Source organism: Kosakonia sp. SOY2 (assembly GCF_027109175.1).
Lineage (GTDB): Bacteria > Pseudomonadota > Gammaproteobacteria > Enterobacterales > Enterobacteriaceae > Kosakonia.
Window position 1 is genome coordinate 1 of record NZ_JAPVXH010000002.1, and the last position, 14,204, is coordinate 14,204.

General features: G+C 52.5%; 13 protein-coding genes, 1 tRNA gene and 1 rRNA gene. 2 read left to right on the forward strand and 13 right to left on the reverse strand.

The window, feature by feature from the left end:
* Positions 1-8 precede the first annotated feature (8 nt).
* Both O3S68_RS12870 and rrf read left to right on the forward strand, forming a co-directional pair.
* Positions 9-84, forward strand: a tRNA-Thr gene (locus tag O3S68_RS12870).
* Between the two features lie 39 nt (positions 85-123).
* Positions 124-239 (forward strand): 5S ribosomal RNA (rrf, locus tag O3S68_RS12875).
* 489 nt (positions 240-728) lie between these two features.
* Here the strand turns inward: rrf and O3S68_RS12880 are convergent.
* The 13 genes from O3S68_RS12880 to accC all read right to left on the reverse strand — a co-directional run bounded on the left by O3S68_RS12880 (position 729) and on the right by accC (position 14,199).
* Positions 729-1,487, reverse strand: coding sequence for an amino acid ABC transporter ATP-binding protein (locus tag O3S68_RS12880; protein ID WP_044489506.1), 759 nt, complete (start codon positions 1,485-1,487; stop codon positions 729-731).
* 8 nt (positions 1,488-1,495) lie between these two features.
* On the reverse strand, positions 1,496-2,599 hold the full coding sequence (locus O3S68_RS12885; protein WP_269231695.1) for an amino acid ABC transporter permease: 1,104 nt from the start codon (positions 2,597-2,599) through the stop codon (positions 1,496-1,498).
* Positions 2,600-2,608: 9 nt separating this feature from the next.
* On the reverse strand, positions 2,609-3,790 hold the full coding sequence (locus O3S68_RS12890) for an amino acid ABC transporter permease (RefSeq protein WP_045512732.1): 1,182 nt from the start codon (positions 3,788-3,790) through the stop codon (positions 2,609-2,611).
* A gap of 72 nt (positions 3,791-3,862) precedes the next feature.
* Positions 3,863-4,888 (reverse strand): amino acid ABC transporter substrate-binding protein, encoded by a 1,026-nt coding sequence (locus O3S68_RS12895; RefSeq protein ID WP_020455478.1) that lies wholly within the window; start codon positions 4,886-4,888, stop codon positions 3,863-3,865.
* A gap of 500 nt (positions 4,889-5,388) precedes the next feature.
* Complete coding sequence (locus tag O3S68_RS12900; RefSeq protein WP_017457276.1) at positions 5,389-5,610, reverse strand: lipoprotein; 222 nt, start codon at positions 5,608-5,610, stop codon at positions 5,389-5,391.
* Between the two features lie 329 nt (positions 5,611-5,939).
* Positions 5,940-8,018: a putative bifunctional diguanylate cyclase/phosphodiesterase gene (locus O3S68_RS12905; protein ID WP_269231696.1), complete on the reverse strand. Its 2,079-nt coding sequence runs from the start codon at positions 8,016-8,018 to the stop codon at positions 5,940-5,942.
* Positions 8,019-8,183: 165 nt separating this feature from the next.
* Entirely contained in the window at positions 8,184-8,345 is a 162-nt protein-coding gene (locus tag O3S68_RS12910; protein WP_020455476.1) for a DUF2556 family protein, read from the reverse strand.
* 162 nt (positions 8,346-8,507) lie between these two features.
* The gene (fis, locus tag O3S68_RS12915) at positions 8,508-8,804 is read right to left on the reverse strand and encodes a DNA-binding transcriptional regulator Fis (RefSeq protein ID WP_000462905.1); all 297 of its coding nucleotides are present in this window, start codon (positions 8,802-8,804) and stop codon (positions 8,508-8,510) included.
* Between the two features lie 25 nt (positions 8,805-8,829).
* Complete coding sequence (gene dusB / locus O3S68_RS12920) at positions 8,830-9,795, reverse strand: tRNA dihydrouridine synthase DusB (protein ID WP_044489505.1); 966 nt, start codon at positions 9,793-9,795, stop codon at positions 8,830-8,832.
* 369 nt (positions 9,796-10,164) lie between these two features.
* Positions 10,165-11,046, reverse strand: coding sequence for a 50S ribosomal protein L11 methyltransferase (gene prmA / locus O3S68_RS12925; RefSeq protein ID WP_020455474.1), 882 nt, complete (start codon positions 11,044-11,046; stop codon positions 10,165-10,167).
* Between the two features lie 11 nt (positions 11,047-11,057).
* A complete protein-coding gene (panF, locus tag O3S68_RS12930) occupies positions 11,058-12,509 on the reverse strand; it encodes a sodium/pantothenate symporter (RefSeq protein WP_269231697.1) in 1,452 nt (483 codons plus the stop codon).
* A complete protein-coding gene (locus tag O3S68_RS12935) occupies positions 12,499-12,741 on the reverse strand; it encodes a YhdT family protein (protein ID WP_017457282.1) in 243 nt (80 codons plus the stop codon). The genes panF and O3S68_RS12935 overlap by 11 nt, the downstream gene beginning before the upstream one ends.
* 108 nt (positions 12,742-12,849) lie before the next feature.
* The gene (accC, locus tag O3S68_RS12940; protein ID WP_017457283.1) at positions 12,850-14,199 is read right to left on the reverse strand and encodes an acetyl-CoA carboxylase biotin carboxylase subunit; all 1,350 of its coding nucleotides are present in this window, start codon (positions 14,197-14,199) and stop codon (positions 12,850-12,852) included.
* Positions 14,200-14,204: the final 5 nt, after the last annotated feature.

The following is a 14,204-nucleotide window of genomic DNA, read 5'->3' on the forward strand; positions in this document are numbered from 1 at the left end:
TTTAGTGTGCTGATATGGCTCAGTTGGTAGAGCGCACCCTTGGTAAGGGTGAGGTCCCCAGTTCGACTCTGGGTATCAGCACCAGTTATAACGGTTAAAGTTTGGCACTTAGAAAAGAATTTGCCTGGCGGCACTAGCGCGGTGGTCCCACCTGACCCCATGCCGAACTCAGAAGTGAAACGCCGTAGCGCCGATGGTAGTGTGGGGTCTCCCCATGCGAGAGTAGGGAACTGCCAGGCATCAAATAAAGCAAAAGGCCCAGTCGAAAGACTGGGCCTTTTGCTTTTCTGCTTACAACCTTGCACATGATGGCCGCATTCAAACCATTTCCACCAGGTCAGTAGCACTTTGAGCATGAATAGACTTAAGCGCCGCAGATCTAAAGAGGTAGCGAGCAAGCCGTTTCCCTTCAACAGCCAGACATCAGACACCCTCAATCAGAAGTGCAACGCGTAGCACCAATAATAGTGTGGTCTCCCCTGCGAGAGTCAGGAACGTCGGGCAAACAAGCAAGTACATACCATGCAAAGCACCACCTATATGTAAGGCGGTATTGATTAGCGTGTCCCGGAATTCGTAAGAAGTGCGCTCGACCAACTCAGTGAGATAGGTAGCCAAAAAATAAAGCCGGTCCTCAACTTTTTGCTAAACATATTTGCACGACATGCTTTTGCGTCGGCAATAAAAAAGGCCACCCGCATGAGTGGCCTGTAACAATCGGGGAGAGGTCAATGAATAACCTGCGACAAAAACGCGCGGGTACGTTCTGATTTCGGATTCGCGAAGAACTCTTCCGGCGGTGCTTGTTCAACGATTTCACCCCGATCCATAAAGATCACGCGATCGGCAACGGTACGCGCAAAACCCATCTCGTGGGTGACACACAACATCGTCATGCCGGACTGCGCCAGTCCAATCATGGTATCCAGCACCTCTTTTACCATCTCCGGATCCAGCGCTGAAGTTGGCTCATCGAACAGCATGATTTTAGGCTTCATACATAATGAACGGGCGATCGCCACACGTTGCTGTTGACCACCGGAAATCTGCCCCGGAAACTTATGCGCATGCTCGGCAATGCGCACACGTTCAAGATAATGCATTGCCAGCGCTTCAGCCTCCTTCTTGGGCATCTTACGTACCCAAATCGGTGCCAGCGTACAGTTTTGCAAGACGGTCAGATGCGGGAATAAATTAAAGTGCTGGAACACCATTCCCACTTCCTGGCGGATCTTTTCGATATTGCGGATATCTTCATTTAACTCAATGCCATCAACGACAATACGCCCTTGTTGATGCTCTTCCAGATGGTTAATACAGCGGATCGTTGTCGACTTTCCAGAACCGGACGGGCCGCAAAGCACAATGCGCTCGCCCTGTTTAACATTGAGATTAATATCTTTCAGTACATGGAACTGCCCGTACCACTTATTCACATTTTCGAGCGTAATCATCGCGTCGCCAGATTGCATAGTTGTATTACTCATGGGGATCCTCAGTGCGGTGTACGCCCGGTGTTAAAGCGCTTCTCCAGATGTTGGCTGTAGCGCGACATGCTAAAACAAAAAAACCAATAAACTAAGGCAGCAAAAACATAGCCTTCGGTGGACATCCCAAGCCATGCAGGATCAACCGTGGCTTGCTGTACGCTGCTGAACAGATCAAACAAGCCGATGATGATCACCAGACTCGTATCTTTGAACAGAGCAATGATGGTGTTCACAAGCCCCGGGATCACCAGCTTCAGCGCCTGCGGTAAGATCACCAGCCCTTGCGTTTTCCAGTACCCCAGTGCCAGAGATTCCGCCGCTTCATATTGCCCCTTCGGCAGCGCCTGCAAGCCGCCACGCACCACCTCCGCCACATAAGCGGACTGAAACAGGATCACACCGACCAGCGCACGGATCAGTTTATCGATACTGGTGCCTTCCGACATAAACAGCGGCAGCATCACCGAGGACATAAACAGCACGGTAATTAAGGGAACGCCGCGCCAGAACTCAATGAAAATGACCGATAACACGCGAACCACCGGCATTTTCGAACGGCGACCCAACGCCAGCAAAATCCCCAGTGGTAGTGCGCCAGCAATACCAACAGAGGCGATGATCAATGTCAGGGTCAGACCGCCCCACTGGCGGGTTTCAACCCGTTCCAGCCCCAGAAATCCGCCAAACAACAACCACCACACGACAAGCGGATAAATTACCGCCCAGCAAGCGATATAACGCCCGCGACGCGGCAGCGCCTTCCAGAACATCGGTGCGATAGAGAGCAGGCCAACGAGCAGCGCTACATTAATACGCCAGCGTTGATCATGCGGGTAGAGGCCATACATAAACTGGCCAAAACGCTCGTGGATAAACACCCAGCACGCGCCTGCTTTCGTACAATCGGCACGTGTCGAACCAAACCAGTTCGCCTGAAACAGCGCCCAGTCCAGCAAAGGGGGAATCAACTCCCACATTAACCACAGACACAGCAGCGTCAGCAGCGAGTTTGACCAACTGGAGAACAGATTTTTTCGTACCCACACTATCGCGCCATTGCTTCCTGCAGGTGTCTGGCGCGTGGAGGGAGACAGAATTGCTTTTGTCATCAAGGTTCCTTAGCGCTCAATCAGGGCAATGCGGCGGTTATAGATGTTCATCAGTAACGAAATCGACAGGCTGATGAGCAAGTAAACCGACATGGTAATAGCGATAGTTTCAATCGCCTGGCCGGTCTGATTCAGCACCGTTCCGGCAAACAGCGACACCATATCCGGATAACCAATTGCCGCTGCCAGCGAGGAGTTTTTGGCGATATTCAGATACTGGCTGGTCAGCGGAGGGATAATCACGCGCAGCGCCTGCGGAATAATCACCTGTCGCAGCGTTACCGGATTAGGCAAGCCGAGAGAACGTGCCGCTTCGTGCTGCCCATAGGGCACTGACTGAATACCTGAACGAATGATCTCAGCGATAAACGCGGAAGTGTAGACCGACAGCGCAATGGTAAGCGCGGCGAGTTCCGGGATCAGCACCATACCGCCCTGGAAGTTGAAGCCGCGCAGATGCGGAACATCCCAGTGCAGCGCTGCACCAAACACCCAGTGCGCTACCAGCGGCAGCAGGATAATCAACCCCAGCGCGGCAGGCCATGTACGGCGTAGCTGCCCGGTTTTGATTTGATGCATTTTATTAAAGCGAAACAGACCGACGGAGATAGCCACCGCCAGGATTATCGCGCCCGCGAACGCCAGCATGCCCTCGCCCATTTGCGGGGAGGGTATATACAAGCCCCGGTTGCTCAGAAACACCAGCTCCATTGCGTTGACCGCCTGGCGCGGGCCGGGTAGGTTACGCAGCACCGCGAAGTACCAGAAAAAGATCTGCAACAGCGGCGGGATATTACGGAACGTTTCGATATAGATGGTCGATAGCTTCCGCAGTAGCCAGTTTTCAGACAGACGAGCGAGGCCGAGGAAAAAACCGAGAAACGAAGCGAACACAATGCACAGCGCGGAAACCAGCAGCGTGTTAAGTAAGCCTACAAGAAATACACGTCCGTAGGTGTCACCTTGTTCATAATCAATAAGATGTTGAACAATACCAAAACCGGCGGCGCGATCCAGAAAGGCAAAGCCGGAGGTAATGCCGCGGTTATTCAGATTAGTAACGGTGTTGTGTATTAAATAAATGGCGACAACGACCACGGCGATAATCGCAAGGATTTGAAACAGCCAGGCGCGAACCGCAGGGTTAGAAAGGGAGATAGCGCCTTTCACGGTTGGGCGGCGATGGGACATAGGAAAACCTCAGTAACCATGACTCTGGGCTGGGCGCCACGCAAGCGTAGCGCCCGTTACAGCACTTACGTATTAGCGCACTGGCGGAGCGTACTGAATACCGCCGTTGTTCCAGAGGTTGTTCTGGCCGCGTTTGATTTTCAGCGGGCTTTCAGAACCGACGTTACGTTCAAAGATTTCTGAATAGTTACCGACTTTCTTAATGATGTTGTAAGCCCACTTGTTATCCAGCTTCAGGTCTTTACCGAAGTCACCTTCTTTACCTAACAGGTGTGCCATATCCGGCGTTGCTGGGTTAGCGGCTTTCTCATCGACGTTTTTCGAGTTAACACCCATCTCTTCTGCGTTCAGCATGGCGAACAGCGTCCAGCGAACAATCGAGAACCAGTCATCATCACCACGGCGAACCACCGGCCCCAGCGGCTCTTTCGAGATCACTTCCGGCAATACGATCCACTCTGCCGGGTTGCTCAGTTTGATACGCAATGCATACAGCTGAGACTGGTCGGAAGCGAGTGTATCGCAACGGCCTGATTCCAGCGCTTTCGCGGATTCATCGGAACGGTCGAAGGTCACCGGCGTATATTTCATTTTGTTGGATTTAAAATAATCCGCCACGTTCAGCTCAGTATCGGTGCCCGCCTGAATACAAACGGTTGCGCCATCCAGCTCTTTAGCGCTTTTCAGGCCTGCTTTGTTGTGGGTCAGGAAGCCGATACCGTCGTAATAGGTTACGCCAGTGAATGACAGGCCCATGCCGCCATCGCGGGAAGAGGTCCAGGTAGTATTACGGGAGAGCATATCCACTTCGCCAGATTGCAGAGCGGTAAAACGCTCTTTGGCCGTCAGCGGGGTATATTTTACTTTCGTGTCGTCACCGAATACGGCGGCGGCAACGCCGCGGCAAACGTCCACGTCGATACCGGTGAATTTACCGCTCGCATCCGCGTAGGAAAAGCCAGGCAGACCGTCGCTGATACCGCATTGTACGAAACCTTTCTTTTTAACGGCATCCAGCGTTGCGCCTGCATGTGCCTGATTTGCGACAGCAAACAGTACACCGGCAGCGGCCAGGCTGGCGATCATCATCTTTTTCATAATGCATCCTGTGTGGCGAAAAATTTATCGTTATATAAGGCGTTCGGGAAACGCCTGAACCTGTCTGTGGCGATGGCCATACTCTTTAAAGCAAAGGTAGTGCCAGTTTTGCGCGTGGCGTTATTTGGCTAGCACAGGCGCAATATTGAGAGTGTAGACAGGAAAAAATAAAACCATTGCCCCCTTGTGGTGCAAAAATACAACCTACGCCACAAAACAGAGCAAAAAGAGAGCGCCGTTAAGAGGGAATTAACAGACAAGTTTCCTGCGTGAATATAAGCAATATCTTGATTAGCATCGCTTTGTGAAATGGGTCACGCAAAAATAGAGAAAAAGAGGAAAAAGTGAAAAACAGTAGGGGCAGATAAAAGGAAAACTGTGCTTATTTTTTTATTACTGCTTGCTTATGGGGCTGAAAATTTACTTATGCAAAATTAACTGCACCTTAATAAAGCAAAAGCGCGGCAAACCGCGCTTTTTATAACTTTTGGCCTTTTAAACTATTTCGTCAGCGCTACGATACCGAGCGTCAGACCGGCAATCGCCGCTGCGCCACCAGCAATTGCGCCGGCAGTTTCCCAGTTATCCTGAGTTGTGCCTTTCATACAGGTATTGGTATGTACCAGACGACCTTGATCATCGTACACTGGAACACAAGGAGAATCGTGGGCACAGCCTGCCAGGAATGTCGCCAGTAATGCCACGGAAATGAATTTTTTCATAATATTACCTCGAAATAATCACGATCCCCGATATCAATAATTACGATACCTGTCCAGAATCGATAAGGCATATTTTACCATTCGCCTGCGCAAATTCCCGGGTGCAATAATCTCAAATTATGTTCTTTGTAAAAATCATGAAGACAAAACCACGTCGCAGGTTAAATAGTGCAGAAAAGATGAAGGGTGAAATAAAAAATTCTATTGCAATGCGTAAGCGCTTGATTAAATAGAGATGGTGCATAGCATTATTTTTATAAGAATAATCTAGTTTACGGCTTTGGTAAAACAAAAGCGCCTGCAGGCGCTTTATTTAAATCAATCCATCTTCAGGAGAGGGGCTCGGGCGGGGGAAGTTTATTTCCGTAAGAAGTAATAGACTCCGCGCTCACCGGTTTACCTAATAAATACCCCTGCAACGTATTACAGCCCAGCTCAGTAAGAAATTTTTGTTGTTCTTCTGTTTCCACACCTTCCGCTACAACTTTTAAATTCAGCGTCCTGGCTAACGCTACGATGGCGGAGACGATGGTGGCATCTTCGCCTTCCCGGCTTAACTCACGAACAAACGCACGATCGATTTTTAATTCGCAGGCCGGAAGACGTTTCAGATACAGCAGGCTGGAGTAGCCTGTACCAAAATCATCGATTGAGGCTTGAACGCCCGCATCTGTCAGCTCCGTCAACACGCGCACACTCTCATCCGGATTGCTCATTGCCGTGGTTTCGGTCACTTCCAGGATTAATTTTTGCGGCGGCACATCATGCTTTTTCAGCGCCTCCATAACCGTTGCCACCAGAGAACTCTGTTCAAATTGCAGGGTGGAAAGGTTGACCGCCACAGACCAGTCAAGGTGCCCCATTTTACGCCATTCGCCAAGCTGACGGCAGGCTTCGTCCACTACCCAGTTACCAAGCGGCACAATCAGACCGGTTTTCTCCGCCAGCGGCAAAAAAACATCCGGAGTGAGCACGCCCTGGTAAGGGTGATGCCAGCGCAACAGCGCCTCAAAGCCGATAACCGGCCCCGCGGGGGCTTTAAATTTGGGCTGATAAACCAGCCGGAACTCCTGGCGCTCCAGTGCCATCCACAAATCATTGAGTAACTGCAGCTGTGTTTGCGCCAGCGTGTTCATCGAGGGCTGAAAGAAGTGGTAACCGTTACGGCCCATATGCTTGGTGTGATACATCGCCGCATCAGCGTTGAACATCAGTTCCCGTTCGTTCTTGCCGTCATGCGGATAAAGCGCAATACCGACGCTCAGCGTCACCATCACGTCATAGGGATCGATAGTGAAGGGCTTATCGATCACGCGTACCAACGAACTGGCAAGCGTTGCTGCTTCATCTGGCGCGCTGACTTCTGCCAGCAGAACAAACTCGTCACCACCAATGCGCGCCAGCGTGTATTGCCCTTTTAATTTTTGCGTCAGGCGATCGGTCACCGCGACCAGCAATTTATCGCCGACATCGTGGCCCCAGGCGTCGTTGACGGTTTTGAAACCGTCGAGATCCATAAACATCAGCGCGAAGAAAGAGCCTTCGCGTTTGGCTTTGTTGATGGCCTGTTCAAGGCGATCTTCCAGCAACACGCGGTTAGGCAGACGCGTTAAGGTATCGTGCAACGCCAGCCGCGCCAGTTCGCGGTTTGCGGCCGCCAGTGAAGTTGCCAGTAGCGAGGTTTTCGCCTGCAGACGCGCATCAAACATCGACACCAGTAGCGTAATGCCCAGCACCGAGAAGGCCATCATGCCGACCAGTACGGCTAACCAGTTATTGTTAAAACCGTTATGCCCCATGGCATGTTGGTGAGGGATTTGAGCCGCCATCATGCCGGTGTAATGCATACCAGCAATGGCGACGCCCATTAAAATTGCCGCACCAAAACGCATCAGCGCAACCTGGGCCGCTTCATGACGTAGATGAAATGTGAGCCACAGAGCGGCGAAAGAGGCGACCAGCGCGATCGCTAACGATAAGGCGACCCAGTTCAGATTCCAGATAATGGCCGGGGAGACCTGAAGCGCCGCCATGCCGGTATAGTGCATCGCTGCAATACCCAGGCCCATGACAATTGCGCCCGGGATCAGGCGACGCAGATGCAGATGCGGGGCGCTCACCAGCCACAGCGCGAACAACGAAGAGCCGATCGCGATAACCATGGAGAGGGCCGTGAGAAACGGTTCGTAGCGCATGTTCATCGACATGTTCATCGCCAGCATGCCGATAAAATGCATCGCCCAGATGCCTATCCCCATCGCTACGCCGCCACCGCTGAGCCAGACCCATGACGATCCCTTGCTGCTGGTGGAAACTCGGCCGGCCATATTCAGGGCGGTATAAGAGGCTAAAATGGCTACGATAAAAGAAACAACAACAAGGATATAGTCGTATTGGCTATCCAGCATGGTGTCATCAACTCATTCACTAAGGGCGTTACGCATTACTACGATCGGACTGGCGAAAAGGGCTGAGACATTAGCATCGTATGGAGATGGCTCAAAATGATTTAAATCCCTGCGTTAATCAGGGTGATGGCTACATTTTCGCGAATTTTCGCTACAAGCAATCACTTACAGATTATTGCAGTTAACCAGTTTGAGCGGATTTACGGAGTTCATATTGCGGCACTTATCGATCTCGGTGGTCATATACTCAACCCAGTACATGATTAAGCTATCCAGCATGAGAATCGACAGGGCGAAAGCCACCAGCCACCAATACTTGCGAATCATTCCGTATCTCCCTTTCTTGCAACCATTTGTTGAAATATACACGAATCCGTAACCCCGGAATGACAGGGAAAGCGGGGTTTTTAGCGCTATTTCAGGCAATAAAAAAGGCGCTTTCCCATGCCGGTTAGCGCCTTTTTATCAATACAACTCACTGATTAAAAATCAGTTCATGCCGTATTTTTTCAGTTTTTTACGCAGCGTACCGCGGTTGATGCCCATCATCAGCGCCGCGCGGGTCTGATTACCACGGGTGTATTGCATCACCATGTCCAACAGTGGCTGTTCTACTTCAGCCAGTACCAGCTCATACAGGTCATTAACATCCTGACCATTCAGTTGAGCAAAATAGTTCTTCAGTGCCTGTTTTACCGAGTCACGGAGCGGTTTTTGGGTTACCTGATCCTGAGAGTTAACGGTAGAAACGGTCAGTACGTCAGAATTTACGCGTTGTTCGAACATAGTTCTGTCAGCTCTTTATTTCTGTTTACGCAAAATTTTCGAAGTATGCCTCCAACGCCTCCAGCTGTTCGCTGGCATTCTCAATGGCGTTGAATGTGCGCCGAAACTGGTCATTCGGAGCGTGCTCCTGGAGATACCAGGAGACGTGTTTGCGTGCGATTCGGTAACCTTTCGCCTGACCGTAAAAGTCATGCAGTTCCCGAACGTGCGCGCAAAGCAAGCGCTTAACCTCTGCCAAAGGCAGCGGGGCCAGCAGCTCCCCAGTGTCCAGATAATGCTGGATTTCCCGGAAGATCCAGGGTCTTCCCTGAGCTGCGCGGCCTATCATCAGGGCATCCGCCCCTGTATAGTCGAGCACAGCTCTGGCTTTAAGCGGGTCAGTAATGTCGCCATTCGCGATAACCGGAATGGAAACTTTCTGCTTAACTGCCCGAATACTGTCGTACTCAGCGTCTCCGTTGAACAAACAGGCGCGGGTGCGTCCATGAATGGTCAGAGCCTGAATACCACACTCTTCAGCCAGTTGGGCAATTTCTACGCAGTTACGGTGTTCTGGAGCCCAACCCGTGCGAATCTTCAGAGTGACAGGAACATCCACTGCATTAACTACCGAGGTCAGGATCGACTTCACCAGATCCGGGTATTGCAGCAGGGCGGAACCTGCAAGCTTGCGATTCACTTTTTTAGCCGGGCAACCCATATTGATATCAATAATCTGGGCGCCGCTTTCCACGTTAATACGTGCGGCTTCCGCCATTTCATCCGGGTCGCTGCCAGCAATTTGCACGGTGCGAATACCGGGTTCATCAATGTGCACCATCCGCAGTCGGGACTTGTCGCTTTCCCACACTTGTGGGTTAGAAGACATCATCTCGGATACGGTTAAACCGGCTCCCATCTCGTAGCACAACGTCCGGAATGGTCTGTCAGTAATGCCAGCCATGGGCGCTGCGATCAGGCGATTTCTGAGCTGGTGGTGTCCGATGCGCATGAGTTAAGAAATGACCATACTGTGACTGCAAGGCGGCGTATATTACGCATTTTTTGCACGAGATGAAAGGCCAAACTTTGAGCAATCCTCTGTTGTAGATCAAGGAATAGCCAGTCCACCGGGGCAATAAACGTATTAAATCATGTTTTTCATAGGGTTATGTAAAAGATAAAAATTTCACATAACGCATAAATTCGCACAAGTTATCGTTTTTTCGCGGGTGATAAGCGGCTGAACTGCTGTTTTTTCAGACAAAAATGACGATTTTTGCGAAGCTGCTCGCAATTTTTTGATCGGCATTTTGGCTGGTTTTTTCGACAGTTCAGCGCGCTGGCTCCGCGAAACGTGGCCCGCAGGCCGCGTTCAGTTTTACCTTTTCTGTCCCGTGATACGGCACCACTCTTCTTTCTCGACCACCGGATCCAGGGTAAAGAGTTCGGCATAGGCTTCGCACACGCTATCTGCCTGGCTGGCAAGGATACCAGAGAGCCCCAGCAAGCCGCCCTCGACGGGCAATACGCTGATTAGCGGCGCCAGTTCACGCAACGGGCCAGCCAGAATATTGGCAACCACCACATCGGCTTTCATCGCGTCTGGCTGGTCTTTCGGCAGGTACAACTCGAGACGCTCGGAAACGCCGTTGCGCTCGGCGTTATCACGGCTTGCCTGGATCGCTTGCGGATCGATATCAATACCGATCGCTTTAGCCGCACCCAGTTTCAGGGCGGCGATCGCAAGGATCCCGGAACCGCAGCCAAAATCGATCACAGTTTTGCCGACAAGATCCAGGCCATCGAGCCATTGCAGACACAACGAGGTGGTTGGGTGCGTGCCGGTTCCGAATGCCAGACCCGGATCGAGCATCACATTCACCGCATTGGCATCCGGCACCTCGCGCCAGCTCGGGCAGATCCACAGGCGTTCGCCAAAGCGCATCGGGTGGAAGTTGTCCATCCATTCGCGCTCCCAGTCTTTATCTTCCAGTTGCTCAATTTTATGGGCGAAACCTTCGCCGAGCAGCGGGTGTAGAGCGAGTTGGGCAACGACGTCCGCCATCTCGGTTTCCGCATCGAACAGGCCGATAACGTCGGTATCGCCCCACAGACGGGTTTCACCCGGCAGCGGTTCAAATACGGGCGTGTCGTGCGTGTCCTGGAAGGTAATGGACACCGCGCCTGCTTCCATCAGAGCATCGCTCAGATCTTCCGCATTCGCGCCGGTGGTGTTCAGTTTCAGTTGGATCCAAGGCATGGCATAACTCTTTATTCATTAACAGAAATAGGTGGGGCCTGCGGCGCGGGTTGACCGAAACGGTTCCCGACAATGAAGGCCAGCAAACTTAACAGCAGCGAGGGCACAATCGGATGGAAGCCCAGGTACTGAATATTAAAGGTGGCGAGCACGGCATACAGCGCACCGCCAACAATCATGGCGCTGAGCGCGCCGGTGGCATTCGCGCGATCCCAGTAAAGACCCAGCACCAGCGGCCACAGGAATACCGCTTCAAGCCCGCCAAACGCCAGCAGATTCAGCCAGATGATCATCTCTGGCGGGCGCCATGCCGCCAGCATCATCAAAATGCCGAGTACCAGCGTTGTCACGGTGGAAATGCGTTTTAAGCGTGGCTCATGACGAATTTTAGTCGGCTGCGCGCTTAACCACAGATCTTTGATGATTGTCGCGGAAGCCTGCAACAGATGCGCGTTGACATTGGACATGATCGCGGCCATCGGTGCGGCAAGGAACAACCCTGCGGCCCACGGTGGCAACACTTCGACCATCAATGTGGGAATAACCTGATCCGGCACCGACAGATTCGGTAGCACAGCACGACCCAGCGCTCCCGCCAGATGCATTCCCAGCATCAACAGCGCGATGACAATGGTGCCGATAATGATCCCACGGTGCACCGACTTGCTGTCTTTATACGAAATACAGCGCACAGCGGTATGCGGCAGACCGATAACGCCAAAACACACCAGCACCCAAAACGAGGTCATAAACGCCGGGGAAAGAATGTCGTGCGCGCCCTGCGGGCTAACCAGTTTCGGATCGATATGCTGCAAGGTAGCAACGGCGTTATGTAATCCGCCCGCCGCATGGATCACGCCGACCAGTAACACCAGCGTACCAATCAGCATCACCAGACCTTGCATGGTGTCGTTTAACACACTGGCGCGAAAACCGCCAAACGCCGTATACAACGCGATAGTAATGCCGAAGATCAGCAGGCCCGATTCGTATTTGATGCCGGCCGCTGTCTCCAGCAGACGCGCGCCGCCGATAAACTGCACGGCAATCGCGCCGACAAAGGCCACCAGCAGGCTGACGCTGGCGATCCACACGACCGCGCGGCTCTGGTAGCGCGCCATCAGCATGTCGTTGAGCGTAATCGCATTATAGCGACGTGCCAGAATTGCGAATTTTTTGCCGAGAATGCCCAGCGACAGCCAAATGGTGGGAACCTGGATCATCGCCAGCAGCACCCAGCCAAGGCCAAATTTATACGCGGCGCCCGGCCCGCCAATAAACGAACTGGCGCTAACATAGGTTGCAGTCAGCGTCATCGCCAGCACAAATCCGCCCATGGAACGGCTACCGAGGAAGTACTCGCTCAGGAAAGTACCGCTGCTACGCTGGCGCATCGCATAGAAAGAGAGGCCGAAGACAACGATCAGATAGATTATCAGTACGGCGATAATTTCAGTTTGCATCGTTATCCTCCAGAGAGATATCGCGGAAGATAAAACGCACCATCGCCCAGCAAAGTAAAACAAATACCAGCGGCGTAAGCAGGCAGGCCAGTTCAAACCAACGCGGCAGCCCGGTGAAGCCCTGCTCTGTACCCGGTAGGTAAGCGCACACTAACCAGGCGGCAAGATAAAGAAGGGTCAGCCACAGCGCCCAGCGGGCTTCTTTGTGAGCCTGAACAAAACGGTTGTCCATTTTTGTCCCTTGTAAATGAAGAAAGCGGGGATTGTACCCTATGGGCAAGTTCTGGTGAGAGAAAAACAAAAAAGGCCGGAAGATCCGGCCTTTTGCGCTGATTGCAGATTATTTTTCCTGCAAACCGAGTTTTTTCTCCAGATAGTGGATGTTGGTGCCACCATGCTGGAAGTTCTCGTCGCTCATAATACGCATCTGCAGATCAACGTTGGTTTTGATCCCGTCGATAATCAGCTCCTGCAACGCATTCTTCATGCGCGCAATCGCCACATCGCGGCTCTCGCCGTAGCAGATCAGCTTGCCAATCATTGAATCGTAATACGGCGGTACGGTGTAACCGGCGTAAATATGCGATTCCCAGCGCACACCAAACCCACCAGGGGCATGGAAGCGAGTGATTTTGCCCGGGCTAGGCAGGAAGGTGTTCGGATCTTCGGCGTTAATACGACATTCCACCGCATGGCCTTTCACCACCACTTCTTCTTGCTTAATGGACAGCGGCTGCCCGGCTGCGATACGCAACTGCTCTTTGATCAGGTCAACGCCGGTAATCATTTCGGTAACCGGGTGCTCAACCTGAATACGGGTGTTCATCTCGATGAAGTAGAACTCGCCGTTTTCGAACAGAAACTCAAACGTACCCGCTCCGCGATAGCCGATATCGACACAGGCTTTCGCACAGCGCTCGCCGATATAGCGACGCAGTTCCGGGGTGATGCCCGGTGCTGGTGCTTCTTCGACCACTTTCTGGTGGCGGCGCTGCATGGAGCAGTCGCGCTCTGCCAGATAGATAGCGTTACCCTGACCATCGGCCAGCACCTGGATCTCGACGTGGCGAGGATTTTCCAGGTATTTTTCCATGTACACCATGTCGTTGTTGAAAGCGGCTTTCGCTTCCGCACGCGTCATGCTGATGGACTGCGCCAGGTCGGCGTCTTTGCGCACAACGCGCATACCGCGACCGCCGCCGCCGCCGGAGGCTTTGATGATAACCGGGTAACCGATGCGCTTAGCATGGGCGCGGTTTGCATCCATATCGTCGCCCAGCGGGCCGTCTGAACCCGGTACGGTCGGTACGCCAGCTTTCTTCATGGCGGTGATTGCCGACACTTTGTCGCCCATCAGGCGGATGGTGTCTGCTTTCGGGCCGATGAAGATAAAGCCGGAGCGCTCAACCTGCTCAGCGAAGTTGGCGTTCTCAGAGAGGAAGCCATAACCCGGGTGAATCGCCACCGCGCCGGTAATTTCGGCAGCGGAGATAATTGCCGGGATATTCAGATAGCTTTTTACTGATGGCGCAGGACCGATACATACGGTCTCATCTGCCAGCAGTACGTGTTTTAAATCGCGATCCGCAGTGGAGTGCACGGCGACAGTCTTGATGCCCAGTTCTTTACAGGCACGAAGAATACGCAGTGCAATCTCGCCGCGGTTGGCGATAACAATTTTATCCAGCATGTGCG